The sequence below is a fragment of the Jidongwangia harbinensis genome (assembly GCF_020216025.1).
Classification (GTDB): Bacteria; Actinomycetota; Actinomycetes; order Mycobacteriales; family Micromonosporaceae; genus Actinoplanes; species Actinoplanes harbinensis.
The window spans coordinates 165,940-192,226 of sequence record NZ_JAIWNC010000011.1 but is presented as its reverse complement, the minus strand read 5'-3'; the positions used below and the strand labels follow the sequence as shown (position 1 = coordinate 192,226).

At 73.0% G+C, this 26,287-nt stretch carries 22 protein-coding genes and 2 pseudogenes; 19 read left to right on the top strand and 5 right to left on the bottom strand.

Annotated features, from left to right (window positions below):
- Positions 1-330: 330 nt before the first annotated feature.
- The 6 genes and pseudogenes from LDL48_RS45385 to LDL48_RS17075 all read left to right on the top strand — a co-directional run.
- A pseudogene (locus LDL48_RS45385) lies at positions 331-762 on the top strand (hypothetical protein); the annotation flags it as partial.
- Positions 759-1,127, top strand: a complete 369-nt coding sequence (locus tag LDL48_RS17095; RefSeq protein ID WP_225256121.1) for a hypothetical protein — start codon at positions 759-761, stop codon at positions 1,125-1,127. The pseudogene LDL48_RS45385 and the gene LDL48_RS17095, both read left to right, overlap by 4 nt.
- A 17-nt stretch (positions 1,128-1,144) precedes the next feature.
- Positions 1,145-1,894 carry a type II secretion system F family protein gene (locus LDL48_RS17090; RefSeq protein ID WP_225256120.1) on the top strand — a complete coding sequence of 250 codons (750 nt, stop codon included), beginning with the start codon at positions 1,145-1,147 and terminating at the stop codon, positions 1,892-1,894.
- Between the two features lie 18 nt (positions 1,895-1,912).
- A complete protein-coding gene (locus tag LDL48_RS17085; protein WP_372472133.1) occupies positions 1,913-2,104 on the top strand; it encodes a DUF4244 domain-containing protein in 192 nt (63 codons plus the stop codon).
- 107 nt (positions 2,105-2,211) lie between these two features.
- Positions 2,212-2,505: a TadE family type IV pilus minor pilin gene (locus LDL48_RS17080; RefSeq protein ID WP_504785490.1), complete on the top strand. Its 294-nt coding sequence runs from the start codon at positions 2,212-2,214 to the stop codon at positions 2,503-2,505.
- Positions 2,502-2,882 (top strand): annotated as a pseudogene (locus LDL48_RS17075) (Rv3654c family TadE-like protein); the annotation flags it as partial. The gene LDL48_RS17080 and the pseudogene LDL48_RS17075, both read left to right, overlap by 4 nt.
- On the opposite strand, the gene sftH reads toward LDL48_RS17075, so the two are convergent.
- Positions 2,882-5,281 carry a DEAD/DEAH box helicase gene (sftH, locus tag LDL48_RS17070; RefSeq protein WP_225256117.1) on the bottom strand — a complete coding sequence of 800 codons (2,400 nt, stop codon included), beginning with the start codon at positions 5,279-5,281 and terminating at the stop codon, positions 2,882-2,884. The pseudogene LDL48_RS17075 and the gene sftH overlap by 1 nt on opposite strands.
- A gap of 133 nt (positions 5,282-5,414) precedes the next feature.
- Here sftH and LDL48_RS17065 point away from each other — a divergent pair, with 133 nt between their 5' ends.
- The 6 genes from LDL48_RS17065 to topA all read left to right on the top strand — a co-directional run bounded on the left by LDL48_RS17065 (position 5,415) and on the right by topA (position 13,668).
- On the top strand, positions 5,415-5,783 hold the full coding sequence (locus tag LDL48_RS17065) for an STAS domain-containing protein (protein WP_225256116.1): 369 nt from the start codon (positions 5,415-5,417) through the stop codon (positions 5,781-5,783).
- Positions 5,780-6,220 (top strand): ATP-binding protein, encoded by a 441-nt coding sequence (locus tag LDL48_RS17060; RefSeq protein WP_225256115.1) that lies wholly within the window; start codon positions 5,780-5,782, stop codon positions 6,218-6,220. The genes LDL48_RS17065 and LDL48_RS17060 overlap by 4 nt, the downstream gene beginning before the upstream one ends.
- A gap of 304 nt (positions 6,221-6,524) precedes the next feature.
- Positions 6,525-8,888 (top strand): sodium-translocating pyrophosphatase, encoded by a 2,364-nt coding sequence (locus LDL48_RS17055; protein WP_225256114.1) that lies wholly within the window; start codon positions 6,525-6,527, stop codon positions 8,886-8,888.
- Between the two features lie 102 nt (positions 8,889-8,990).
- A complete protein-coding gene (locus LDL48_RS17050) occupies positions 8,991-9,521 on the top strand; it encodes a hypothetical protein (protein WP_225256113.1) in 531 nt (176 codons plus the stop codon).
- A 25-nt stretch (positions 9,522-9,546) separates the two neighbouring features.
- Positions 9,547-10,650: a hypothetical protein gene (locus LDL48_RS45045; protein ID WP_372472131.1), complete on the top strand. Its 1,104-nt coding sequence runs from the start codon at positions 9,547-9,549 to the stop codon at positions 10,648-10,650.
- Between the two features lie 192 nt (positions 10,651-10,842).
- Positions 10,843-13,668: a type I DNA topoisomerase gene (gene topA, locus LDL48_RS17040; protein WP_225256112.1), complete on the top strand. Its 2,826-nt coding sequence runs from the start codon at positions 10,843-10,845 to the stop codon at positions 13,666-13,668.
- A gap of 298 nt (positions 13,669-13,966) precedes the next feature.
- On the opposite strand, the gene LDL48_RS17035 is transcribed toward topA, so the two are convergent.
- Together LDL48_RS17035 and LDL48_RS17030 are read right to left on the bottom strand one after the other, a co-directional pair.
- Entirely contained in the window at positions 13,967-14,869 is a 903-nt protein-coding gene (locus tag LDL48_RS17035) for an endonuclease domain-containing protein (RefSeq protein WP_225256111.1), read from the bottom strand.
- A gap of 66 nt (positions 14,870-14,935) precedes the next feature.
- A complete protein-coding gene (locus LDL48_RS17030) occupies positions 14,936-16,249 on the bottom strand; it encodes a D-arabinono-1,4-lactone oxidase (protein ID WP_225256110.1) in 1,314 nt (437 codons plus the stop codon).
- Positions 16,250-16,385: 136 nt separating this feature from the next.
- Here LDL48_RS17030 and LDL48_RS17025 point away from each other — a divergent pair, with 136 nt between their 5' ends.
- Positions 16,386-17,015 carry a TetR/AcrR family transcriptional regulator gene (locus LDL48_RS17025; RefSeq protein WP_225256109.1) on the top strand — a complete coding sequence of 210 codons (630 nt, stop codon included), beginning with the start codon at positions 16,386-16,388 and terminating at the stop codon, positions 17,013-17,015.
- Between the two features lie 4 nt (positions 17,016-17,019).
- Here the strand turns inward: LDL48_RS17025 and LDL48_RS17020 are convergent, their stop codons facing one another.
- On the bottom strand, positions 17,020-18,225 hold the full coding sequence (locus LDL48_RS17020; protein ID WP_225256108.1) for an amino acid deaminase/aldolase: 1,206 nt from the start codon (positions 18,223-18,225) through the stop codon (positions 17,020-17,022).
- Positions 18,226-18,460: 235 nt separating this feature from the next.
- Between LDL48_RS17020 and tmk the strand changes: the two genes are divergently transcribed.
- The 5 genes from tmk to LDL48_RS16995 all read left to right on the top strand — a co-directional run bounded on the left by tmk (position 18,461) and on the right by LDL48_RS16995 (position 23,452).
- Positions 18,461-20,866 carry a dTMP kinase gene (gene tmk / locus LDL48_RS17015; RefSeq protein WP_225256202.1) on the top strand — a complete coding sequence of 802 codons (2,406 nt, stop codon included), beginning with the start codon at positions 18,461-18,463 and terminating at the stop codon, positions 20,864-20,866.
- A 19-nt stretch (positions 20,867-20,885) separates the two neighbouring features.
- Entirely contained in the window at positions 20,886-22,076 is a 1,191-nt protein-coding gene (locus LDL48_RS17010) for a DNA polymerase III subunit delta' (RefSeq protein ID WP_225256107.1), read from the top strand.
- A gap of 113 nt (positions 22,077-22,189) precedes the next feature.
- Complete coding sequence (locus LDL48_RS17005) at positions 22,190-22,516, top strand: YbaB/EbfC family nucleoid-associated protein (RefSeq protein WP_225256106.1); 327 nt, start codon at positions 22,190-22,192, stop codon at positions 22,514-22,516.
- Positions 22,513-22,818, top strand: a complete 306-nt coding sequence (locus LDL48_RS17000; protein ID WP_225256105.1) for a hypothetical protein — start codon at positions 22,513-22,515, stop codon at positions 22,816-22,818. Before LDL48_RS17005 ends, LDL48_RS17000 begins: the two co-directional genes overlap by 4 nt.
- A 13-nt stretch (positions 22,819-22,831) precedes the next feature.
- Positions 22,832-23,452 carry a hypothetical protein gene (locus LDL48_RS16995; RefSeq protein WP_225256104.1) on the top strand — a complete coding sequence of 207 codons (621 nt, stop codon included), beginning with the start codon at positions 22,832-22,834 and terminating at the stop codon, positions 23,450-23,452.
- 80 nt (positions 23,453-23,532) lie between these two features.
- Here LDL48_RS16995 and LDL48_RS16990 read toward each other — a convergent pair whose 3' ends face one another.
- Positions 23,533-24,870 carry a hypothetical protein gene (locus LDL48_RS16990; protein ID WP_225256103.1) on the bottom strand — a complete coding sequence of 446 codons (1,338 nt, stop codon included), beginning with the start codon at positions 24,868-24,870 and terminating at the stop codon, positions 23,533-23,535.
- Positions 24,871-25,440: 570 nt separating this feature from the next.
- Between LDL48_RS16990 and LDL48_RS16985 the strand changes: the two genes are divergently transcribed.
- The gene (locus LDL48_RS16985) at positions 25,441-26,277 is read left to right on the top strand and encodes a PSP1 domain-containing protein (protein WP_225256102.1); all 837 of its coding nucleotides are present in this window, start codon (positions 25,441-25,443) and stop codon (positions 26,275-26,277) included.
- Positions 26,278-26,287 lie beyond the last annotated feature (10 nt).

Below are 26,287 nucleotides of genomic sequence, written 5' to 3'. Positions count from 1 at the left end.
GGCCGCCGGCAGCCCCGCCGTCTCGTCGGCGGCGTGGCCAGTGCGGCCGCGTCACTCGCCCTTCTCGTAGGCGGGCCGGTGGCAGCGGTCCTCGGCGGCGTCTACGCGGCCCTCGCGGCACGGGCGGTGCTGCGCCGGGCCGCCCGGCGCCGGGCCGCGTCCGCTCGCTCCCGCAGCCTCGACGACCTGTGCGCGCTGGCCGCCGACCTCCGGGCCGGCCTGCCACCAGCCGACCTCGGAGCTGCCCTTCCAGCGGCCAGTCTCGGGGCCGCCCTGTCACCGGCTGATCCCGGGGCCGCCCTGTCGCCGGCTGATCTCGGGGCTGCCCTGTTGCCGGCCGGTCTCCGCGTCGGGTGGCCGTCCGCCGGTTCTCGGGCCGGCAGACTGCCCGAAGGTGCCGCTGCGGGAGCCGGTCCATGTCCACCCGACCGGCGCATTGCCGGACTGACCGCCGCCATCTGGCGCCTGGCCGAGCGCACCGGCGCACCCGCCGCCGACCTGGTGGAGCGGCTAGAAGCCGACGCGCGGGCCGCGGACCGGGCGATGGCGTCGGCCGCGGCACAGTCGGCGGGCGCGCAGGCGACGGCGTTGCTGCTGGCCGCCCTGCCGTTGGGCGGCATCGCGCTCGGCTATGGGATCGGGGTGGACCCGCTGGCCGTGCTGCTGCACACCGGTCCGGGCGCTGCCTGCGCGATCGGTGCGGTACTCCTACAGTGCGCCGGCCTACTCTGGGCCGATCGGCTCGTGGGGCCCACCCGATGACGGACGACATCTGCGGCGCCGCACAGGTGTTGTGCAGCGGCGGTCCGGTCGCGGTTCCGTTCCGCGCCTGCTGCGCCGCCGTCCTCATCCGCCTCAACGCTCCCGCCGCACCGGCGCTGCCCTGCACGATCCCCGCCCCGGCCGACCCTGGGTCGCTACTGGCCGGCTCAGACCTGGCCGGCTCAGACGCGGAGGCCGGTTCGAGGCCGCTGGCCGGTTCGGGCGCCGCGTTGGCGGGTTCGGGGGCGTTGGCCGGTTCCGGCGGCGCGTTGGCCGTTCCGGGAGCGCTGGCCGTTCCGGGAGCGCTGGCCGTTCCGGGCGCGCCGGTCGGTTCGGGCGCGACGGTCGTAGCAGGTGAGCCATGACCGCGCTGCTGCTATGCATGACGATCGGAGGGCTGGCCACGCTGCTGCTGCTCCGCCGCCGGCGGCCGGGGCGCCGGCTCGCCGGTCTCACCCCACGGCCCCGCCCCGCCGAACCGGGTCGGCCGCCGACGAACGGCGGAGACGAAGACGGAGACGGTGATCCGGCTCGTCTGGAGCAAGTATCCCGGCCGCTGATCGCGGTGGCCGCCGGACTAGGGGCCGTCGCGTTCATCGGGCAGTGGTGGGCCGTACCCGTCGGTGTGGCCGTCGGCGTCGGCGTGCACCGTTTCCTCCGTGGCCGGGAGCCGGCCGCCGTCCGCCGGGCCCGGCAGCGGGCCGTCGACGATCTGCCGCTCTGCGCCGACCTGCTCGCCGCGGCGCTCACCGCCGGCGCCCCGGTCGACCGTGCCGCCGCCGCGGTGGCCGACGCCCTGGGCGGGCCGCTGGGGGAGCGGCTGGCGCGGACCTCCCGCTCCCTGCGGCTCGGCGCCGGTCCGCCGGAGGCCTGGGCCCATCTGTCCGACGTGGCCGGTGCCGAGCGGGTGGCCGCCGCGGCGGCGCGGTCCAGCGCCAGCGGAGGTGCGCTGGCCGGCGCGCTCACCCGGCTCGCCGACGACCTGCGTGCGGACCGGGGCGTTGCCGCCGAGGCCGCCGCGCGCCGGGCCGGTGTCCTCATCGTGCTGCCGCTCGGGCTGTGTTTCCTGCCCGCCTTCGTGCTCGCCGGCCTCGTGCCGGTGGTCGTCGCCGTGCTCGGTGACGTGCTCTGAACACCCACCAGTAAGGAGATCCACGTGCGCAGACTCAAGACCAGGTTCGATCGGCTCCGCGGTGAGGCCGCCGAGGCCGGGATGAACACCGCCGAGTACGCGGTCGGCACGCTCGCGGCCGTCGCGTTCGCCGGGCTGTTGCTGAAGGTCCTCACCAGCGGCACGGTGCAGACGGCGTTGACCGCGATCATCGGGCGGGCGCTGAAGTGACCGGCGGCCGGTGGCCCGGGCGCGAGCACCGCACCGGCCGGGCCGGGAACGTGGGCGGGGAGCGGGGATCGTTCACCGCCGAGCTTGCGGCCGGGCTGCCGGCGCTCATGCTCCTTCTGCTCGCCGGGCTCACCGCGGTCGGCGCGGTGGCCACGAAGGCGCAGTGCGTGGACGCCGCCCGGGACGGTGCGCTGGCCGCGGCGCGCGACGATTCCGGTGCCGCGGCGGCCGGCCGGATCGCGCCGCCCGGCGCCGACGTCGCGGTCCGGCTGGATCCGGAATCGGTGACGGTGGTGGTGCGTTGCCGGATCCGGGTGCTCAGCGGCGACCTTCCGGTGTTCACGGTGGAGGGCCGTGCGGTGGCGGCCCGCGAGCCGTCCGCCACCGGAGTAGCGCCGTGACCGGGCCCGGAAAGAACTGCCGGGCGGCGCCGGACAGGGGGCGCGGCGACCGTGGAGCGGCGTCCGTGCTGGTGCTGGCGGTCGGTCTCGTGCTGGTCTGCGCGGGCCTGGCCGGCGCGGCCGTCGGCGCCGCGCGGGTCGGGCGGCACCAGGCCCGGACCGCGGCCGACCTCGGTGCGCTCGCCGGGGCGGCGCGCGCGGTCGAGGGCCCGGCGGCGGCCTGCGCGGCGGCGTCCCGGTACGTCGCCGCGAACGCCGGCCGTCTGGCCCGATGCACTGTGGACGGGCTGGAGATCGTCGTGCAGGTCCGGGTGGCGACCACGCCGCTGCCGAGGGTGACCCGGTTCGCTGTCGCGGTGGCCCGGGCCGGGCCGGTCTATCCGGTACCGGAGCTCGACTCCAGGCTGGACAGGACCGCGTCCAGGACGACGACCGCGGCGTCCTTGCCGAGCGGGTTGTTCCCGTTCCCGCACTTCGGTGACTGCACGCACGACGGGCAGCCGTTCTCGCAGCCACAGGATGCGATCGCCTCGCGGGTGGCGCGCAGCCACGCGGCCGCGGTGCCGTACGCGCGCTCGGCGAAGCCGGCACCGCCGGGGTGTCCGTCGTAGACGAAGACCGTGGGGGCCTCGGTGTCCGGATGGTTCGCGGTGGACAGGCCGCCGATGTCCCAGCGGTCGCACGTGGCCATCAGCGGGAGCAACCCGATCGCGGCGTGTTCCGCGGCGTGCAGCGCGCCGGGTATGTCGGACGGCTCCACGCCGGCGGCCGCCAGCGCTCGGGGCGAGACGGTGAACCAGACCGCGACCGTACGCAGCTCGCGTACCGGCAGGTCGAGCGGCTTGGTGTCGATGACCTCGCCGGACCCGATGCGGCGGCGCTGGTACGACACCACCTGGTTGGTCACGTCCACCTCGCCGAGGAACAGCCCGACCGGGCCGGCGTCGACGTACTCGCGGACCTCGACCACGGACAGGTTCGTGACGTCCCGGGCGTGCGTGGACCAGTCCGGTTCCTCCGCGTGCACCAGCGCGATCGCGTCCTCCAGATCGAGGTCGTCGACCAGGTACGTCACGCCCTGGTGCAGGTACACGGCGCCGGTGTGCAGCATGGCGTGCGACGACGCCGGATCGACCGTGCCGAGCAGCCGCCCGGTGGACGACTCCACCACGGAGATCGGTGCGCCTCCGGTGCCGCGCAGATCCACGTCCGGCCGGCCGCGGTGGGTCCAGTACCAGCCGGACGGCCGGCGCCGCAGCGCACCCGCCTCGGTCAGCGCCTGCACCGCCTCGGCCGCCGGGGTGCCGCCGAACAGGGCCAGGTCCGCCGGGGTCAGCGCCGCCTCGGACGCGGCGCAGCACAGTTGCGGGCCCAGCACGTACGGGTTGGTGGGGTCCAGCACGGTCGCCTCCACCGGGCGGCCGAACAGTGCCTCGGGATGATGCACCAGGTACGTGTCCAGCGGATCGTCCCGGGCCACCAGCACGGCCAGCGCCTCGCCGCCGGACCGGCCGGCGCGCCCGGCCTGTTGCCAGAGCGACGCCCGGGTACCCGGATAGCCGCAGATGAGGACCGCGTCCAGGCCGACCAGGTCGACGCCGAGTTCGAGGGCGTTGGTCGACGCCAGGGCCAGCAGTTCGCCGGAGAGCAGGGCCCGCTCGATCGCCCGGCGGTCCTCCCGGAGATAGCCGGCCCGGTACGCCGCCACCCGGTCACCGAGGCCGGGCACCGCCTCGTCGAGCGCCCGGCGGGTCATGGTGGCGACCACCTCGGCGCCGCGCCGGGACCGCACGAACGCCAGCGTCCGGGTGCCGGCCGACACCGCGTCGGCGAGCAGATCGGCGGTCTCCCGCAACGCGGACCGCCGTACCGGCGGCGGCTCCACCTCGGTCCGGGGCATCGGCACCGCAGCCGCGCCCGGCCCCAGCTCCCATCCGTGCTCGGGCGGTAGCAGCGGCGGTTCCCACAGCGCGAACGTCACCGCCCCGCGCGGCGAGGCGTCCTCGGTGACCGCCCGCACCGGCACGCCGGTCAGCCGGGTGGCGGCGTCGGCCGGGTCGCCGCTGGTCGCGGACGCCAGCACGAAGACGGGGCTGCCGCCGTACTGGGCCGCGAGCCGGCGCAGCCGCCGCAGCACGTGGGCCACGTGCGAGCCGAACACGCCCCGATAGGTGTGGCACTCGTCGATCACCACGTACGCCAGGCGGCGCAGGAACACGCCCCACCTGGCGTGCCCGGGCAGCAGCGAGTGGTGCAGCATGTCGGGGTTGGTCAGCACGAACCGCGAGTGCTGCCGGATCCACTCGCGTTCCTCGCGCGGGGTGTCGCCGTCGTAGGTGGCCGGGCGTACCCCCTCCAGATCCAGGCGCGCGACGGCGCGCAACTGATCGGCGGCCAGCGCCTTGGTCGGGGAGAGGTAGAGCACGGTCGCCCGCGGGTCGTCCAGCAGCCGGGTCAGGGCCGGCAACTGGTACGCCAGGGACTTGCCCGACGCGGTGCCGGTGGCGAGCACGACGTGCGTGCCGGCGTGCGCCAGCTCGGCCGCGGCGGCCTGATGTTCCCAGGGCGCGGTGATCCCGCAGTTGTCCGTCAGCGCCGACCGCAGGGCCGGCGGCGTCCAGTCCGGCCACGGTGCCGGGCGGCCGGTCCGGGCCGGTACCCGTTCGACGTGCGTGATCGGTGACTCCGCCGTCGCGGTGCCGCGGGCGCGCAGCCGGTGCAGCAGCTCAGCGGGCCCCAGCGAGGACAAGGGCACGGTGGACGTCACGCATTGCACTCTGACACCGGAATGCCCCGAACCTCAAACGGGTAGGACGGGAGGGTGCCACGCGTCGCGGGATGACAGACGGTGGTTAGATTCGCTGGGGAGATCGGCTACGCCGTGCCCGCCCCCGAGGTGAGGAGGAACGATGGAGCTGTCGCTGGCGACCCGCACCGTCGATGAGCACACCGTGCTCGAGGTCGGTGGCGAGGTCGACGTGTACACCGCTCCGAGGTTGCGCGAACGCCTCGTCGAGCTGGTGGACGCCGGCGCACGCAACGTCGTGGTGGATCTCGGTCGGGTCGAGTTTCTCGACTCCACCGGCCTCGGCGTGCTGGTCGGTGCCCTCAAGCGGCTGCGTGCCGCGAGTGGCACGTTCGGTCTGGTCTGCTCGAAGGAACCGCTGCTGAAGATCTTCCGGATCACCGCGCTGGACCAGGTCTTCCCCATCTACCCCTCGGTCGAGGCGGCCACCTCGACGCCTGACGATCGCGACGGCTCCGGTCCGACTTCGTGATGGCGACGGTCCGACTGTCCTTCTCCCCGGCGCCGGTGCACGTACGCACCGCCCGGCTGGTCGGCGTGGCGGTGGCTCGGCGGGCGGGGGTCGCCGAGGAACTGCTCGACGAGGTCCGGCTGGCCATCGGCGAGGCGTGCACCCGGGCGGTGGCCCTGCATCGCCAGTACGGCCTGCCCGACCTGGTCACGGTCGAAATGTCTGATTCGGACTCATATGCCGTCCGGGTCATCGACCACGCGCCGATCGACGCCAGTATCGGCCTGGCCAAGTTGCCGCCGGACGAGCTGGCCGACGAGTCGCTGACCGACGAGGCGCTCACCACCGGTGTCGGCTTCGCACTGCTCGCCGGGTTCGTCGATGACCTCCAGGTGCGCCCGGTGGCGGACGGCGCCGGCACCGAGGTCCGCATGGTCTGGCCGGTCACCCGCCGCTGAGACGGCAGCCCGCGAAGCCGCCCGGGCGCGGCCGATGCCGCGTGTGCGAAAGAGTCTCAACCTCCGCAGAGATCGAACAAAGCCGCTTACCCCATCAACCGGGATCTAACACAGCGGCGAACATCACCGCGACACGGCCGGATCCGGGTGTGACCATCACCACCACCGGCCTATACAGTACGCGAGTTGTCAGCTACTGCTCCTGGTCCCGCGCCCGCGGGACCGTTGTCGTCTCCCCTAGTAGGGATGCGCCCGGCCGGGATCGTCCGCCGCCCGGGTGCGGTCGGTGTACAGGAGGACATTGATGTCCGGGACCTCCATAAACTTCGCCGCGGAAAGCGGCGGGGTGTCCCTTACGAGTTCCAACGTCACATACGTCATCGTCGCGGTGGTCTTCGCGCTGGTGGCGCTCGGCTTCGCCGCCGCGTTCGTCAAGTCGGTGCTGTCCGCGGGTCGCGGCACCACCAACATGCAGGAGATCGCCGGCGCCGTCCAGGAAGGTGCGTCGGCCTATCTGTTCCGGCAGTTCAAGACGCTGGCCATCTTCGTGGTCGTCGCGGTCGTACTGCTGTTCCTGCTTCCGGTGCACAGCACCGACAACGAGACCGCGGTCAAGATCGGCCGGTCGCTGTTCTTCATCGTCGGCGCGGTCTTCAGCTCGTTCATCGGCGGCGCCGGCATGGCGCTCGCCACCCGCGCGAACCTGCGCGTGGCGGCGGCCGCGGGTGAGTCCGGCGGCCGGGAACGGGCGATGGGCATCGCGTTCCGCACCGGTGGTGTGGTCGGCTTCCTCACTGTCGGCCTGGGCCTGCTCGGTGCCGCGGTGGTCGTGCTGATCTACCGGGGCGACGCACCGACCGTGCTCGAGGGCTTCGGCTTCGGCGCCGCGCTGCTCGCCATGTTCATGCGGGTCGGCGGCGGCATCTTCACCAAGGCCGCCGACGTCGGCGCGGACCTGGTCGGCAAGGTGGAGCAGGGCATCCCCGAGGATGACGCGCGCAACCCCGCGACGATCGCCGACAACGTGGGCGACAACGTCGGTGACTGCGCAGGCATGGCGGCCGACCTGTTCGAGTCGTACGCCGTCACGCTGGTCGCGGCGCTCATCCTGGGCCAGGCCGCGTTCGGCCAGGACGGCCTGATCTTCCCGCTGATCGTCTCCACGGTCGGCGTACTGATCGCGATCGTCGGTGTCTTCATCACCCGGCTGCGGCCGAGCGACAAGAACGGCCTGACCGCCATCAACCGGGCGTTCTACATCTCCGCGGTGCTGTCCGCGGTCGTGGTGGCCGTGGTCAGCTTCATCTACCTGCCGAACACGTTCGCGGGCTTCGGTGCCGACGCCGGCATCGACCAGGCCGTGCTCGACAGCGGGCGCAACCCGCAGTGGGTGGCCATCGGCGCGGTCGTCATCGGCATCGTGCTGGCCGCCGCCATCCAGGCGCTGACCGGTTACTTCACCGAGACCGAGCGGCGTCCGGTGCAGGACATCGGCAAGTCGTCGCAGACCGGCGCGGCCACCGTCGTGCTGGCCGGCATCAGCGTCGGCCTGGAGTCGGCGGTCTACTCCGCGCTGCTGATCGGCGCCGGCGTGTTCGGTGCGTACCTGCTGGGCGGCACCTCGCTCACGCTGTCGCTGTTCGCGGTGGCGCTGGCCGGCACCGGCCTGCTCACCACGGTCGGCGTCATCGTCGCCATGGACACGTTCGGCCCGATCTCGGACAACGCGCAGGGCATCGCCGAGATGTCCGGTGACGTCGACGAGCGGGGCGCGCAGATCCTGACCGAGCTGGACGCGGTCGGCAACACCACCAAGGCGATCACCAAGGGCATCGCGATCGCCACGGCGGTGCTGGCCGCCACCGCGCTGTTCGGCTCGTACATCAACACGCTGCGCACGTCGCTGGCGGAGGCGGGCATCACGGCCGAGGCCATCGGTACGGAGATCCTCAACCTGCTGAACGTGGCCGACCCGCGCAACCTGGTCGGCATGCTGATCGGCGCCGCGGTGGTGTTCCTCTTCTCCGGCCTGGCGATCAACGCGGTCTCGCGTTCCGCGGGCGCCGTGGTGATGGAGGTCCGGCGCCAGTTCCGCGAGTTCCCCGGCATCATGGACCGCACCCAGCGGCCCGAGTACGGCCGGGTGGTCGACATCTGCACCCGGGACGCGCAGCGCGAGCTGCTCACTCCGGGCCTGCTGGCGATCATGGCGCCGATCGCGGTGGGCTTCGGCCTGGGCGCCGGCGCGCTGGCGTCGTACCTGGCCGGTGCGATCGCCACGGGCACCCTGATGGCCGTGTTCCTGGCCAACTCCGGTGGCGCCTGGGACAACGCCAAGAAGCTGGTCGAGGACGGCAACTACGGCGGCAAGGGCTCCGAGGCCCACGCCGCCACGGTCATCGGTGACACCGTCGGTGACCCGTTCAAGGACACCGCCGGCCCGGCCATCAACCCGCTCCTCAAGGTGATGAACCTGGTCTCGCTGCTGATCGCCCCGGCGGTCGTGGCGTGGAGCATCGGGAACGACGAGAACACCCCGCTGCGGATCGCGATCGCGGTGGTGGCGGCCCTGATCATCGTTGCTGCCGTGGTGTGGAGCAAGCGCAAGCCGATCTCGATGGGCGAGGACGCGCCGACGTCCTCCACTTCGGAGCGAGTCAGCGCCTGACCTGCTGAAACGCCAGCGAAGGGGCATCCGGTCTCCGGCCGGGTGCCCCTTCGTCGGCGATACCGTGAAGTCCTGTCGCACCCTGGCCGTACTCTCCATGCCATGCGTCCGGCTCGACCGACTGTCCTCCTCACCGTTGTAGTTCTGTGCGCATCCCTGGTCGGCTGCTCCAGCGGAGCGGGCCCACGGGCCTGGGCCGCCTCGGTGTGCGCCGCGCTCGCACCGTGGCGGGCCGAGATCGGCACCCTGACCAGTCGCACCCAGCAGCAGATGACCGCGGCCACCACCCCCGCGCAGGCCAAGGAGAATCTGACCCGGTTGTTCCGCGGTGCGGAGTCGGCGAGCGAGCAGGCCCGGGCCGGCGTCGAGCGGGCCGGCGTGCCCGACGTGGACAACGGCGAGCGGGTGGCGACGAGCTTCGTCGCGTCGCTGGGCGCCATGCGGGACGCCTACGGCCGGGCCCGCACCGGCATCGAGGCGCTGGCGACGAGCCCGTCGGCGGAGTTCTACACGAAGGTGTCGGCCGTGGTCGACAAGCTCAACACGGAATACCAGCAGAGTTCACTGGACACCAGCCGGCTGGACTCCGAGGACCTCAAGAGAGCCTTCGACGAAGTGCCCGAGTGCCGGTGACACCGGTGGAGGAGCGCCGCTGACCATGGCCGAGCCCGGCTGGCCGCTGATACCGCGCGAGGTGCTGCCCGCGCCGGTGCGGTCCCGGTCGGCCCGATCCGGCCGGCGCGCGGTGGCCGGGGTGCCCGGTCCGCCGTCAGCCGCCGACGCCGGCCGCCAGCTGACGATCTTCGGTGCGGAGACCACCGAGCCGTCCCCGGCCGACCTGGCCGGCCTGCTCGCCGGCCCCGGCCGGCTCGGCCGGATGGGCGGCACGGCCCGGGTGTCGGTGCCGGTCGATGCGGCCTGGCGGGTGCACGTGCTGGTGGCCGAGCTGGTCAGCCGCGGGCTGGTGGTGCAGTGGCTACCCCTGCTCGAAGGTGTACGCAGCGACGGCGCCCCGCCGGAGCCGGTCGCACCGCCGCATGCCGGCGGCGACGATCCGGCCGCCGCGCCGACCGACGTGCCCGACGCGGACGACCTGCCCGCCGGCCCGAGCATCGGCGGCCGTGGCGCCGACCTCCAGGACACCGAGGGCGAGACCGCGAGCGGCGGGCCTGCCGCCGGAAAGCGTGGCGCGGGTGGCGACGGCCAGGGCGGGGCAGGCGCTGGCGAACCTGGCGCGGGTGGCCGTGCGGGCCCGCCGGAGGCCGGCGAGCCGGGCCCGGACGGCGAAGGCGACGGCGGGCCGGAAACTGAGGGCGGCGGCAGTGCGCGGGGCGGCGGCAGTGCGCGGGGCGGCGACAGTGCGCGGGGCGGCGGCGGGCCCGGAGCCGCCCGCGGCAGACCGGGACCCGGTGTTGCGGTTTTCGAAGTCCGGACGGCGTACTCCAGTCGGTTGAACGGTCTGGCCCGCGCCTGGCCGGCGGCGGCCGATCAGCTCTTCCTCAGCGGCCCGCGGTTGCGGTTGTGGGTCGCGGCCGCGGGCACGCCGGGCGGTGACGGCTACGCACTGGGCCTCGATCCCGGCAAAAGTGTGGAACCGGTCGATTCCGCCCTGCGGCGCGTGGGGCTGCCGGGATCCGTGTCGGAAGACGGACTGCACTACCTGATCGAGGGTAGGAAAAGCCTCGCGCGGCTCGCTGAGCTGGTCGGGGACCGGCCCGAGGCGGCCCCGGAGGAGTTCTGGCCGAACGGCGCGGGCGCGTGATCTTCTCCGATTGTGTGCGACACGACGGCATGTCGGCGGTGTACCGTGTCGCCGTCGGACGCGTGCGGTGGCCGGACCGTTACCATCCGGCTCCCCGGTAGCCCGGGGAATGCCAACCCGTCCGGCGCGTTACGTTGGAAGTCTGTGCGCCGAGGGCGTGCGCAGCCGCCGGGTAAGAAGTGTGGGAGTGCCGTGCCGAGTGAAACCAGGACGACCCGTCTGGTCATCGTCGAGTCCCCGTCGAAGGCCAAGACGATCGCCGGTTACCTGGGGCCCGACTATTTCGTCGAGGCCTCCTTCGGGCATGTCCGGGATCTGCCACGCAACGCAGCCGATGTGCCCGCCAAGTACAAGGGCGAGTCGTGGGCGCGGCTCGGCGTCGATGTCGACAACGGCTTCCACGCGCTCTACGTGGTGTCGGCGGACCGTAAGGCGCAGATCGCCAAGCTGACCAAGCTGGCGAAAGAGGTCGACGAGATCCTCCTCGCCACCGATGAGGACCGCGAGGGCGAGGCCATCGCCTGGCACCTGGTCGAGACGATCAAGCCCAAGGTTCCGGTCAAGCGGATGGTCTTCCACGAGATCACCCGGCCGGCGATCCAGGCCGCGGTGTCCAACCCGCGGGAGATCGACCGCGACCTGGTGGACGCGCAGGAGGCCCGGCGCATCCTGGACCGGCTGTACGGGTACGAGGTCAGCCCGGTCCTGTGGAAGAAGGTGATGCCCCGCCTGTCCGCCGGGCGCGTCCAGTCCGTGGCCACCCGCATCGTCGTCGAGCGGGAGCGTCAGCGGATGGCGTTCCGGTCCGCGGAGTACTGGGACATCAACGCCCAGCTCGCGGTCCTGGACAAGGCCGAGGGCCCTAGGTCGTTCAGTGCCACCCTGATCGCGCTCGACGGTGACCGCATCGCCACCGGCAAGGACTTCGAGCCGACCACCGGCAAGGTCCGGCCCGGCGCGCAGGTCGTGCACCTCGACGGCGACGGGGCCCGCGGGCTCGCGGCGCGCCTGGAGGGCCGGCCGTTCACCGTCACCCGGGTCGAGGAGAAGCCGTACCGGCGCCGGCCGTACGCGCCGTTCATCACCTCGACGCTCCAGCAGGAGGCCGCCCGCAAGCTGCGGTTCTCCGCCTCGTCCACGATGCGCACCGCGCAGCGGCTGTACGAGAACGGCTACATCACCTACATGCGTACGGACTCGGTGAACCTCTCCGAGACCGCGCTGACCGCCGCCCGCCGGCAGATCGCCGAACTGTACGGACCGGACAACGTGCCGCCGCAGCCGCGCCGCTACACCGGCAAGGTGAAGAACGCGCAGGAGGCACACGAGGCGATCCGCCCGGCCGGCGACAACTTCCGCACCCCCGGCGAGGTCGCCAACGAACTGTCCACCGACGAGTTCAAGCTGTACGAGCTGATCTGGCGCCGCACGGTCGCCTCGCAGATGACCGACGCGGTCGGCAACTCGATCTCGGTGCGCATCCGGGCGATCTCCACCGCGGGCGAGGAGGTCGACTTCGCCGCCACCGGTAAGACGATCACCGACCCGGGCTTCCTGCGCGCCTACGTCGAGTCGTCCGACGACGAGAACGCCGAGGCCGAGGACGCCGAGCGCCGCCTGCCGAACCTCACCAAGGACCAGCCGCTGACCGCCGAGGAGTTGGCCGCCGTCGGCCACCACACCTCGCCGCCGTCCCGCTACACCGAGGCGTCGCTGGTCAAGGCCCTGGAGGAGCTGGGCATCGGACGCCCGTCGACGTACGAGTCGATCATGCGGACGATCCAGGACCGGGGGTACGTCGAGAAGCGCGGCCAGGCGCTGATCCCGTCGTTCATCGCGTTCGCCGTGATCGGGCTGATGGAACAGCACTATCCCCGGCTGGTCGACTACAACTTCACCGCGGCGATGGAGAACCAGCTCGACGAGATCGCCGGCGGCGACCACGCGGCACTGGACTTCCTCACCTCCTTCTACTTCGGCAGCCAGCTCGGCGCGGACGACTCCATCGCCAAGGCCGGCGGCCTGAAGAAGATGGTGACCGAGAACCTGAGCGAGATCGACGCGCGCTCGGTCAACTCCATCCCGCTGTTCACCGACGACGACGGCCGCCACGTGGTGGTACGCGTCGGCCGGTTCGGCCCGTACCTGCAGCGCTCCACGTCGACCGACCCGGTCGAGGCCGCGGAGGGCGACCGGGTCTCCATCCCGGACGGCGTGGCACCCGACGAGCTGACCCCCGAGAAGGTCGACGAGCTGTACCTCGGCGGCGGCGGTGAGCGCAGCCTCGGCGACGACCCGGCCACCGGCGAACCGGTCCAGCTGCGATCCGGTCGCTACGGCCCGTACGTGCAGAGCGGTGACCGCACGTCGTCGCTGTTCAAGACGCAGACGCCGGACTCGCTGACCCTCGACGAAGCGCTCAAGCTGCTGACGCTGCCCCGGACCGTGGGCAAGGACCCGGACGGCAAGGAGATCGTCGCCGCGAACGGCCGTTACGGGCCGTACGTCAAGCGCGACAACGACTTCCGCTCCCTGGACAGCGAGGACAAGCTGTTCACGGTCACCCTGGACGAGGCGCTGGCCCTGCTCGCCCAGCCGAAGACCCGCCAGCGCCGCGCCGCCGCGCCGCCGCTGCGCGAGATGGGCCCCGACCCGGTCACCGAGAAGCCGCTGGTGATCAAGGAGGGCCGCTTCGGGGCGTACGTCACCGACGGCGAGTACAACGCGTCGCTGCGCCGCGGGCAGACGCCGGAGGAACTGACCGTCGAGCAGGCGTCCGAGATGCTGGCGGAGAAGCGGGCCAAGGGACCGGCGCCGCGGAAGAAGGCGACCGCGAAGAAGGCCGCCGGGGAGAAGGAGCCGGCCAAGAAGGCTGCCGCGAAGAAGGCGCCGGCCAAGAAGACGGCGGCGAAGAAGGCGACCCCGGCGAAGAAGACGTCGAATGCGTCGCCCACCGCGGCGAAGAAGGCGGCGGCCAAGAAGGCGGCGCCCGCGAAGGCCACCGCCTCGGCGGAGTAGGGCCGGAGGCACCCGCAGATCTTGGAGGCGCCCGCAGATCTTGGAGGCGCTGCGCCCCTATAGGGGCAGTTTGGCGCCAAGATTCCGTCGTGCCTCCAAGATCTGCGCCGCCTGACCGGTCGGCGCTCGGGCGGAGGGCTGGTCGCTCGGGTGCCGGGCTGGTCGCTCGGGTGCCAGGCTGGTCGCTCGGGTGCCGGGCTGGTCGCTCGGGTGCCAGGCTGGTCGCTCGGGCGCCGGACTGGTCGCTCGGGTGCCGGGCTGGTCGCTCGGGCGCCGGACTGGCTCGGAATGGCCGATGTCAGAGGGTGCCGCGCCATCCGGCTGCTCGCAGCGCCGCCCGCACCTGCGCCGCCACCGCATCCGGCTCCCGGCGCACCGCCCACGCCGGGAAGCGCAACACTCGCTCACCCGCCGTCCACAGGTCGTTCTGCCGCTGCATGTCTGCCCAGGCGTGTCGCACCTCCAGGTGTTGACCTCCGTCGATCTCGACGTGCACGTGCCACTCCTCGAAGAGCACGTCCAGGTACCGGCGGCGACCGACCGCATCGTTGCGGACCACCTGACGCGACGGGGCCGGCAGACGATGACGGCGGCACAGGCTGCCGAAGTCGACCTCGCTGAGCGAATGGGCGCCACCCGCGGCGTCCGCCACGGTTAGCGCGATCAGTCGTCGCCGCCGGGCCCGGGTCAGCCGTTCCAGGATGTCGCGCATGTCCCGCTCGGTCGTCAGCCGCTGCTGGAATGCGGCGGCGACCAGCGCCTGGGCGTCATCGTCGGTGCGGGCCCACTGCGCGGCGTCCACGATCGACCGGGCCATCCTGGTGTGCGGCGGGCGGCCGGTCCAGAGCACGTCGGAGTCTCGCCACGCCGCGGTCCGGTGCACGGTCACTCCCGACGGCACCCTCTCCGGTCGATGGCCGTGCGGGATCAGAACGTGCACGGTCGGGTCGGTGAAGCCGCGAAGTCCCGCCGCCTCGGCTGCGGTGCTGCCGGCCAGCACCGCATGGTGCCCGATGCCGAGCACCGCGATCCACCGGCGTTGCTCCACATCGATCGGCCCGTTGTGGGTCACCAGGATCGCGCGGTGTGGTTGCTGCCATCGTCCCGCCGCGACCCGATGCCGGACGGTCTTGGCGGAGAGATGCCGCAGCGCCTGCGCCGTCGTGAGCACGCCGGCCTGCCTGGTCAGGAAGTGATGCACGGACTCAGCCTGACCGAGTCCACAGCCTCGCGCCGTGCCTGTGGACAAGTCTGTGGATAACCCGGTTCAGCGGCCGAGGACGCGGTCCAGGTAGGCGTTGGTGAAGACCCGGCCCGGGTCCAGCCGGTCGCGGACGGCCAGGAAGTCGTCGAACCTCGGGTACGCCGCCCGTAGCGAATCCGCATCCCGATAGTGCAGTTTGCCCCAGTGTGGCCGGCCGCCCAGCGGTGCGCACACCGCCTCGAACGCGCGGAAGTACGGCTCGTACGGGCTGCCGACGAACTGCTGCACCGCGAAGTACGCCGACTCCCGGCCGTACCCGTGCGACAGCCACACGTCGTCCGGGCCGGTGAACCGCACCTCGACCGGGAACTGCACCTTGAACGGCAGCCGGTCGACGATCCGCCGGAGGGCCGTCATCACCTCGGGCATGGCGGCGCGCGGGACCTCGTACTCCATCTCGTTGAACCGCACCCGCCGCGGCGTACAGAAGACCTGGTCGGAGCGGCCCGTGTAGGTGCGGGCGGCCAGCGCCCGCACGGCGACCGCGTTGATCGTGGGTACCGTCGCCGGGATCGCCCGGCCCAGCCGGCACACCCCCTGGTACACCGTGTTCGACAGGAAGTCGTCGTCCAGCCAGCGCCGGAAGGCGGAGAGCGGGCGGTCGTCGGCCGGGACGGTGTTGTTGCGCTTGAGCTGCACCCAGTCGGTGGACGTGTGCCAGTAGAACTCGACGTGCTCGTTGCTCGCGAGGTCGTCGTCGAGCCGGGCCAGCGCCTCGGCCAGCGGCATCGGTCGCTCGTCGGCGCACAACGTGAACGCGTCCACACACCGCAGCGTCACGTCGACCACGACGCCGAGCGCGCCGAGGCCGAGCCGCGCGGCCGGGAAGATCGGGTCCGACGAGTCCACACGCACCACCGAGCCGTCGCCGGCGACCAGGGTGAGCGCGGCCACGCAGGAGGCCAGGGTGGAGTGGGCCAGGCCGGTGCCGTGGGTGCCGGTGGCGATGGCGCCGGCCACGGTTTGGGAGTCGATGTCGCCCAGGTTGGGTACGGCCAGACCATGTTCCGCCAGCCAGGCGTTGAGCGTGGCCAAGGTCGTCCCGGCCGGCACGGTGACCAGCGGGCCGTCGGCCGACACCGGAGCGGCCAGCCGGTTCAGGTGCATCCGCTGGTCCTCGGCGACCGCGATGGAGTTGAACGAGTGCCCGCTGCCGACGACCTTGATCCGGCGTCCGGTTTCCGACGCCGACTTGACGAGCGCGGCCACCTCCTCGACCCTGCCAGGGGCGAGGACGTCCGACGCGACGGCCTGCTCATGGCCGCTCCAATTGCGCCAGCGGGGGGACGCAATCGGGGCTCTGAGGTCACTGGTCATCCGGGCGTGTCCCTCCCACGAGCGGACAGTCGCACAAAACGGGACGTGCCGTGGGTCCTCGGCGTCCCGTCGATGCGGCTCGCTCGTTGATCCGAGTAACGTTCCGATTATCACTGCTGAGAGGGAGTGGCGACGCGTGTCGACACCAACCGTCACCACCGGGCCGCTGCGGCGGGTCCCGGTGCAGGGCAGAAGCGTTGCCCGGGTCCAACGCATGCTCGACGCCTGCGCCGAGCTGGTCGATGAGGTCGGCTATGAGGGCCTGACCACCACGCTGCTCGCCGAGCGGGCCGAAGTGGCCATCGGCTCCGTGTACCAGTTCTTCCCGGACAAACGGGCAATCGTGCAGGCGCTCGCCATGCGCAACATGGACGCGTACCTGCAGAGCCTGTCCGCCCGGTTCGCCAACGAGACGTTCGCGCACTGGTGGGACGGCGTGGATGCGGCGATCGACGCGTACATCACCATGCACCGGAGCGTGCCGGGCTTCCGCACGCTGCACTTCGGTGACGTGGTGGACCTGCACCTGCTGGACGCCGAGCGGGACAACAACGCGGTGATCGCGGAGCGTCTCGCCGAGCTGCTGGTCGACCAGTTCCAGCTGATGGACCGGGTGCGCCTGCGGTTCGCGCTGCAGATGGCGGTGGAGGCCGCGGACGCGCTGATCAAGCTGGCGTTCCGCCGTGACCCGGGCGGCGACGAGGCGGTCATCAACGAGGCCAAGGGCATGATCCGGGAGTACCTGCACCGCCACGTGAACGCCTGACCCGTCAGCCCAGGAAGGCATGTCCCTCGCCCCGGTACGTCGGGGCCGGCGTGGCCGTGTCGCCGTCAACGAGGTGCACCTCGTTGACGTGCTCACACAGCTCGCCGGCCTTGGCGTGGCGGAACCACACCCGGTCGCCGGGCCGGAGCCGGGCCGCGGCCGGACCGACCAGTGGCGTCTGCACCTCGCCGGCGCCCTCGTCGCCCCGGAACCGCAGGCCCTCCGGCAGGTACGGTGCCGGCTGCCGGGACGCGGCGGGCGGGCCGGAGGCGATCCAGCCGCCGCCCAGCACGGTGGCGATGCGGGGAGCCGGGCGGCGCACCACGGACAGCGCGAACAGGGCGGCCGGGGTGGGCCGCCAGTTCGTGTACTGATCGAACAGGGTGGGCCCGTACAGCCCGGAGCCGGCGGTCACCTCGGTCACCGACGGGTCGGCCGCGGTCTCGGCCAGGCTGCCGGTGCCACCGCCGTTGACGAACTCCAGCTCGGCGTGCTCGCGGACGGCGGCGACCGCGGCGGCGCGGCGGTCGGTGAGTTCGGTCCACGAGCGGCGTTGCATCAGCCGGATCGCCCGGCCCCGCATGGCCTGTCCGGGCGGTGCGTCGCCCAGGCCGGCGATCTGTGCCTCGTACGACATCATGCCGACCAGCCGGAAGCCGGGCCGCGACACCACCCGCCGGGCCAGCGCCGCGGCCTGCGCGGCCGTGTGCACCGGGGAGCGGCGCACGCCGACGTGCAGCGCCCCGCCGGGCCGCCAGGAGGCGTCCAGTTCCAGGCAGATCCGTACCGCCGGGCGGCCGCCGGGCGGGGTGACCTGGTCCACCACGTCGAGGTGCGCGGGGTGGTCCGCCATCAGGGTGACGGCCGCGGCCAGCCGCGGGTCCGCGGTCAGCTCGGCGAGTGCCGAGCGATGCACCGTCGGGTACGCCACCAGCACGTCGTCGCTGACGCCGGTGCGCACCAGCCAGATCGCCTCCGGCAGGGTGTACGCCATCACGCCGTGCCATCCGGGCCGCGCCAGCACCCGGCGCAGCAGGTCACGGCAGCGCACCGACTTGCTCGCCACCCGGATCGGCTTGCCGCCGGACCGGGTCTCCAGCGCGTCGGCGTTGCCGTCGAACGCGGCCAGGTCCACCACCGCCAGCGGGGTCTCGAGATGGGCGGTGGCGAGATCGAGGCGCTCGCGCAGTCCTGGGCGTGGGGCGATCACGCGAGCACGCTATCTCGACAACGGCCAATGCGAAATAGGTTCATCTCTGCGCCACTCGAACGTGCGGGGCCATCCCCCCTGCGTAGGACAGATACAGTGCTCGGTGACCACGGGAGGTAAGGCGATCGACACCGAAGCTGCGGCCAAGCGCAACGATGCCGGGCCGGTCGACCTGTCCGGCGCCGCGGCGCTGCGCTCGGTGCTGCGTATCCGGCCGTTCCGCCGCCTGTGGCTGGTGCTCAGCGTGGCCTCGTTCGGCGACTGGATCGGCACCCTGGCCACCGCGCTGTTCGCCGCCCAGCAGGTGACCGGCAGCGTGGCCCAGGGCAGCGCGTTCAGCAGCACCATCGCGATCCGGTTGCTGCCGGCGCTGCTGCTGGGCCCGATCGCGGGCGTGATGGCCGACCGGTTCGACCGGCGCTACACGATGGTCATCTGCGACATCCTGCGCTTCCTGGTGTACGGCTCGATCCCGGCAGTCGCGCTGGTCAGCGACTCCGGCGGCCTCACCGTGACCTGGGCGGTCATCGCCACCTTCATCGGCGAGACGATCACCCTGATGTGGATCCCGGCGAAGGAGGCCGCGGTCCCCAACCTGATCCCCAAGGGCCGGCTCGAGGTCTCCAACCAGCTCACGCTGATCACCACGTACGGCATCACCCCGATCCTCGCGGCGCTCGCGCTCGCCGCCCTCGACGGTGTGGTCCGCGGCCCGATCGGCGGCCTGCCCGACTGGGCCGAGCCGGTGCAGATCGCGCTCTGGATCAACGCGTTCTCCCGGGCCGCCACCGCGGCGGTGGTCTTCTTCGGCATCAAGGAGATCAGCGAGGGCCACCGGGAACGCCGGGAGAAGAACGCCGAGACGTCCATGTTCCGGCAGTTCGTCGAGGGCTGGAAGTACATCGGCGGCACCCCGTTCGTCCGCGGCCTGGTGCTCGGCATCTTCGGCGCGTTCGCCGGCGCCGGCATCGTGATCGGCACCGCCCGCTTCTTCACCGCCTCGCTCGGTGCCGGTGACGCCGCGTTCTTCCTGCTGTTCGCCACCCTGTTCATCGGTCTCGCGACCGGCATCGGCCTGGGCCCGATGATCGTCAAGGAGCTGTCCCGGCGCCGCTGGTTCGGCATGAGCATCGTGCTCGCCAGCGGCGCGGTCGGCTTCCTGTCCGTGGCGTTCCACCTCTCCATGGCGCTGTTCGGCGCGCTCTTCGTGGGCGCGGGCGCCGGTATGGCGTTCCTGGCCGGCGTCACCCTGCTCGGCGGTCAGGTCAACGACGAGGTACGCGGCCGGGTCTTCGCCGTGGTGCAGATCGGCGCCCGGCTCGTGCTGCTGCTGGCCATCTCGCTGGCCGGTGTCCTGGTCGGCCTGGGCAGCTCGCGCACCATCGCGGTCGGCGACCTGTCGGTCGACATCTCGTCCACCCGCATCCTGCTGCTCGTCGCCGGCGTCATCGGCGTCTGGACCGGGATCAGTGCGTTCCGCCAGATGGACGACAAGCGCGGCGTACCGGTGCTGGCCGACCTGTTCAGCTCGATCCGCGGCCGCCCGCTGTCACCCGGCGAGGACTTCACCCGGCACGGCGTCTTCGTGGTCTTCGAGGGTGGCGAGGGCGCGGGCAAGTCCACCCAGGTCACCCGGCTCTCCGAAGCGCTGCGGACAGGTGGTCACGACGTCGTGGTGACCCGCGAGCCGGGCGCGACGGACATGGGCGCCCGGATCCGTACCCTCGTGCTCTCCAACGGCGAGGGCGCCGACGCGCCGTCGCCCCGCGCCGAGGCGCTGCTCTACGCCGCCGACCGGGCGCACCACGTGGCCACCGTCGTCCGGCCGGCGCTGGCGCGCGGCGCGGTGGTGATCAGCGACCGGTACGTGGACTCGTCGCTCGCGTACCAGGGCGCCGGGCGCACCCTGCCGGTCCAGGAGATCTCCTGGCTGTCGTCCTGGGCCACCGGCGGGCTCAAGCCCGACCTGGTGGTGCTGCTGGACGTCGATCCCGGCGTGGGCCTGGCCCGAGTCGACTCCCGCGGCCTCGGCACCGACCGGCTGGAGAACGAGTCCCGATCGTTCCACGAGCGGGTCCGGTACGCGTTCCTCGACCTGGCCGCCGCCGACCCGAAGCGTTACCTGGTGCTCGACGCGGCCCGCCCGGCCGACGAGATCGCCGAGGTGGTGCACGAACGGCTGCGCGGCCTGCTCGCGGCCGGCGACGACGCGCATCCGGCCGACGCACCGACCGCGATGCCCCCCGGCCCCGACCTGGCCGCCCCCGACCTGGCCGCGCCGCCGGCCGTCGCGCCGCACGTGGCCCCGCACGGCCCCGCCAGCCGCGACACCGTTCGCCGGGAGACCGTCAGCGGCGACACCGTCAGCGGCGACACCGTTCGCCGGGAGACCGTCAGCGGCGAGACCGTCAGCGGCGAGACCGTCAGCGGCGAGACCGTCAGCGGCGAGACCGTCAGCGGCGAGACCGTCAGCGGCGAGACCGTCAGCGGCGAGACCGCCGGCCGCGAGACCGCCGGCCGCGAGACCGCCGGCCGCGAGGCCGCCGGCCGCGACGGCGGACCGGCCGTTGCCGACGAGCGGGCCGGCCGCCAGCCGAAGGACGACCCGTCCGGGGACCGCGAGGTTGGCCCGCGACGATGAGCACGGCAAACTGGTCGCCGTGAGCGTTTTCGCGGACCTGGTCGGGCAGGACGAGGCGGTCGAGACCCTGCGGCAGGCCGCGGCGTCGGCCGCCCGGATCGTTGCGGGTACGGCCACCGGCAACGGCGCGATGACCCACGCCTGGATCTTCACCGGGCCACCCGGGTCGGGCCGGTCGGTGGCCGCCCGCGCGCTAGCCGCGGCGTTGCAGTGCGAGCGCGAGGGCACCGGCTGCGGCGAGTGCCACGGCTGTCACACCGTGCTCGGCGGCACCCATGCGGACGTGCGGTTCGTCGTACCCGAAGGTCTGTCGATCGGGGTCGGCGAGATGCGCGCGCTGGTGCTTCGGGCGGGCACCGCACCGTCCGGCGGCCGGTGGCAGGCGGTGGTGGTGGAGGACGCCGACCGGCTCACCGAGGCGGCCGGCAACGCGCTGCTGAAGGCGATCGAGGAGCCGCCGCCGCGGACCGTGTTCCTGCTCTGCACGCCCTCCACCCACCCGGACGACATCTCGGTGACGATCCGGTCGCGGTGCCGGGTGGTGCCGCTGCGGCAACCTCCCGCCGAGGCGGTGGCCGAGGTGCTGGTGCGCCGCGACGGCATCGCCCCCGACGTCGCGGCGTGGGCCGCGGCGGCCGCGCAGGGACACGTGGGCCGGGCGAAGCGGCTGGCCGGCGACGCCGAGGCCCGCGGGCGGCGGGACGCCGTGCTGGCCGTGCCGCGCCGCCTGACCGGGGTGGGCGCCTGTTTCGACGCCGCGTCGGCGCTCATCGAGGCGGCCGAGGCGGAGTCCGCGGCGGCCGTGACGGAGAACGACACCACGGAACGCGCCGCGTTGGAGCAGGCACTCGGCGCCGGTGGCACCGGCCGGGGTGCCGCGGGTGCCATGCGCGGCGCCGCCGGGCAACTGAAGGACCTGGAACGCCGCCAGAAGTCCCGGGCCACCCGGTCGCAGCGGGACGCGCTGGACCGGGCGCTGGTCGACCTGGCCGGGTTCTATCGCGACGTACTGGTCACCAAGCTGCGTGCACCGGTCCCTGTGGTGCACCGGGACACCGCCGCGCTGTCCGCGGCGGCCGCGGAGAAGTGGACGCCGGAGAGCACGCTGCGCCGGCTCGAGGCGGTACTCGCCTGCCGGGACGCGATCGAGCAGAACGTGAAGCCCAAAATCGCGGTGGAAGCGATGATGCTCAATCTCTGGAAGGGCTGAGCTGGGGTTTATCCACAGGGGACAGATTGATGGGTGCGCCGGGTTCACTGGACCGGGTACGGTTCGGTGTCGTAACGCAATCACGGCGGTACGCCCGGTGAGGAGCCCTGTGGATGGCCCGCGAGATCGACGAGGCGTGGATCGACGAGGCGATCGAGCGCTATCGCCGCATCGACGTGTTGCGCGCCGAGTTCGAGAAAGCGGTCACCGGGCACGTCGTGTCCGTGCACTCGCCCGATGACACCGTGGAGGTTCTGGTGACGGCGGCCGGCGACATCACTGACGTACGGATCCGCGGCAGCCTGCAGAATCGCAGCGCGGGTGACCTGGCCCGCGAGGTGCAGGCCGTGGTCGCCGACGCGGCCGAGGCGGCCCGCTGGGCCCGGGACAAACTGCACGCCGAGATCTTCGGGACGTTCCGGTCGCTGGAGGAACGATGACCGTGGACCACCTGGCATCCACGCTGGACGCCGCCGCCGACACGCTGACCACTGTGGACCGGAGCGTCGCGGCGCTGGCCGTCCCGGCGGCCGCGTTCGGTGCCGACGACGCCGGGGCGCCCGGCCGGATCGGCCGCGAGCTGTATGCCCGATGGCACGCCGTGCTCGCGGCCCGCTCCCGCGAGGCGGTCGACGCCGCGGCGATGCTCGCCGGGATGGCCGCCGACGTGCGGACCACCGCCCGGCAGTACACCGAGACCGACGACGCCGTCGGCCGTCGCCTCGAGCGTGAGCTGTCGTGAGCCGGGTGCGGTGATGGATCGGCTGGATCCACTCCTGGAGACGGCCGGCCCGCTGCTCCGGCGCGTCGACCAGGTGCTGTCGGCCGGTGGTGCGCCGGCCGACCATGAGGTCTGGCGGCACCTTCGCCGGGTGCGCCTGCTGCCGTGGGAAGCGGTGCAGGCGGTCGCCGCCCTGCGACCCGGCGACCTGGCCGACGCCGCAGCCGAGCTGAGGGCCGGCGCCCGCTCCTGTGCCCGGGTGGCCGCCTCCCTCCCGCCGCCCGCGGAGTGGACCGGCGACGCGGCCGACGCCTACGACGCCGCCCGCCGCCGCGCCGCCGCCCACCTCAGCGGCGGCCCCGACAACCTCGACGGACGGCTGGAGGCCACCGCCGCCCTGGCCGAGGCGATGTTCGACTGGATGACCGCCGCCCGCGACGGCCTGGCGGCGGTGCTGGCCGAGGTGCTCACCTCCGCCGAGGCGCTGAGCCTGTCCGCGGACGCGGATGTGGACGCCGGCCTGCCCTCGGCCGGCGACCTGGCTGCGGCGGCGGACGTGGCGGCGCGCGTCCTCGAGACGATCGCGACCAGCTACGCGGCGGCGCAGGAGGTGGCCACCGTCTCGGCAGACCTTGCGGTGGCACTCGACGCTTGACCTGGCGGTGGTGCCCGGTGCTTGGCCGGGCCGTGGCGCTTTGTCCCCGGGCCGGGGCCCGGTGCGGAGCGAGCACGCGGTCAAGCCCGGAAACGCCGCTTCCGCAGACCGAAGACGAGTGCCACGGTCCCGGCGATCAGCAGTCCGACGCCGCCGAGGGCGAGCAGGTCGACCCGCGGACCGGTCACCGGCAGATCATCCGCGGCAGCCGGGACGCCGCCGCCGGCACCGCTGGGCTCGGGGGCGACCGACGCCGACTCGAGCACCCCGACGTCCAGGTCGAGGAGGACGCGGGCCGGGCGGTCCGCGTACCCCGGACCGGTCGCGCCCTGGGTCAACGCGATCGTGAGCGCACTGGCGCGAGCCGCGACGGCATGCCCGTCGGTGGCCTGACGGACGTCGCCGATCGAGACTCGCAGCGTCGTACCGGGGCCCGCGACCCTGGCCGCCTCCGGCACACCGAGTGACGGCACCTCCGGAACGACGGGTAGCGCCAGCGGCACGCCACCCACGAGCCGCCCCGCGGACTCGGTGCGCGGCCCGGCAGGTCCGTCGAGCGCCACCTCCACGCTGTCACCGGCGGCGTCCAGCTTGACGGTCTCGACGTCCTCCCCGGACACCGTCACCACCGCGGGAACGTAGCGCACCTCCCCGCCGTCCGACGTGGACATGCTGGTCAGGAGCGTGGGCGGCTTCTGGACCGTGACACGGACCGCGCCGCCGAGCAGATCGATCCGCCCGGTATCCACCGACGCGGACGCCACGGTGCGTGCCGCCCCGGCATGCCGCTCCAGCGCCGTCGTGCTCACGCTCCGACCCGTCCCGGGTACGGCCACCAGCGCCCCACCCTCCGCCGGCGCGATCTCCGAGTTACGCAGCGTGGCGTCCGCCCGGGTCACGGTGCCGGCGGTAACTCCGCACGCCATGCCCCGCTCCCACCGCGCATGAGACCGGAGCACGCCGGCACCGAGCGACAGCGGTCCCGCCTCGCCGGCGGCCGTGGCGCGCCTGCTGGCCTCGGCGTTGCTGGGCGGCGCCTGCTGGATCTGGGGTACGGCCAGCTTCGACGTGCCGGCGATGCCGAGGAGCCGGCCGACCGCGGCGGAGTTCGGGGCGGTGCTCGTGACGAATGCGGACTTGACCGCGGCCACACCCACCTCGGAGACGGCAGCCGACCCGGTGGCGTCCTCGGGGTCGGCGCCGGGAGCGCCGCGGGGGTCGGTGGCCGGACCGGAACGGTCGCTCCGCGTCCCTGCGCCGGCCCGACCCAGGGCCGACTCACCGGCATGCCCGGCCTCGATCGGCTGGCTGGCGCGCCCGCCCTCGGTCGTCCCGCTCGTGGTCCTGCCGGGCTTCGCCCGTTCGGACGCTCCGTCCACGTTCCGGCCGGACGCCGCCTTCCCGGTCGTCCCGCGCACGTCCGTGCCGGGTCTGACCTGCTCGTGGTCCGTGCCGGGTCTGACCTGCCCGTGGTCCGTGCCGGGTCTGACCTGCCTGTGGTCCGTGCCGGGTCTGACTCGCCCGTGCTCTGCGGTGCCGACGCCGTGCCCACGGCCGCCCGCCTCCCGGCCGGGTCGGCCCGGACCGCCCACCCCACGACCGGCATCATCGGTCCCCGGCCCCACCGCGCCGGGATTCGCGCGGGACGTCACGCCGAACGGTCCCCGGTCGAGTGTGCGGATTCGGAGCAGCTCGGCGCCGGACTGTGCGGCGTACCGCTGGATCTGTTCGCAAGGCGCGAGTGCCGCGAGGGCCGGCGCCGGCGCGGTGATCACACCGGCGAGCCCGAGCGCTACGACACTGGCAGCCAGCGGCCTGGCGGACGTCATGATTGTTCCTCCCCGGAGGTGGGCCGCAACGAGCGGCGTCTACGGGACTGCTCAACGACGGTCGATCACCTCAGTTGCGTCCGATCAATGCGACAACCCACGCGGGTAGCTCAAATACCCACATTTCGTACTCGTCGGTTCTCGTCGTAAGGTGAGGACATGGGCATGCTGTGCGCGGTCAGCTTCAACCGGTACGGCCGCCTCTACTACCTCGATCCGGGCGACTTCCGGCCGGCGGTGGGTGACCGTGTGCTGGTGCCGACCGAGGACGGCCCCGAGGTGGCGGAGTGCGTCTGGGCCGCACAGTGGGTGGAGGAGGAGACCGGCGCCTTCCCCAAGGTGGCGGGCCTCGCCGACGAACGCGATCTGCGGCGCGACGAGCTGCTCCGCAAGCGAAAGGCCGAGGCGAAGGTCGCCGCCAAGAAGCTGATCAAGGCGCACGAACTACCGATGAAGGTGGTCGCGGTCGATCACGTGCTGGAGCAGGGCGGCACCGGCAGCGGCCGGACGACCATCTACTTCACCGCACCGCACCGGGTCGACTTCCGTTCCCTGGTCCGGGACCTCGGCGCCACCCTCCGGTGCCGGGTGGAGCTGCGGCAGTTGTCGGCTCGCGACTCGGCGCGCGTGCAGGGCGGCATCGGCTCGTGCGGCCGGGACCTGTGCTGCGCCACGTTCCTCACCGACTTCGAGCCCGTCACCATCCGCATGGCCAAGGACCAGGACCTGCCGCTCAACCCGCTGCGCATCTCCGGGGCGTGTGGCCGGCTGATGTGCTGCCTCAAGTACGAACACCCGCTGTACCAGAAGTTCCAGGAGACCGCGCCGAGCGTCGGTTCGCGCGTCACCACGCCCGAGGGCGACGGGCGCGTGGTCGCCCACAGCGTGCCCAAGGACGCGGTCGTCGTCCGGATGGACGCGGACGGCTCGCGGTGCTCCTGCAGCCGCGCGTCGGTGTGCGGGCCACGGCAGTCGCACGAGGAACGGTACGGCTGAACCCGCCGCT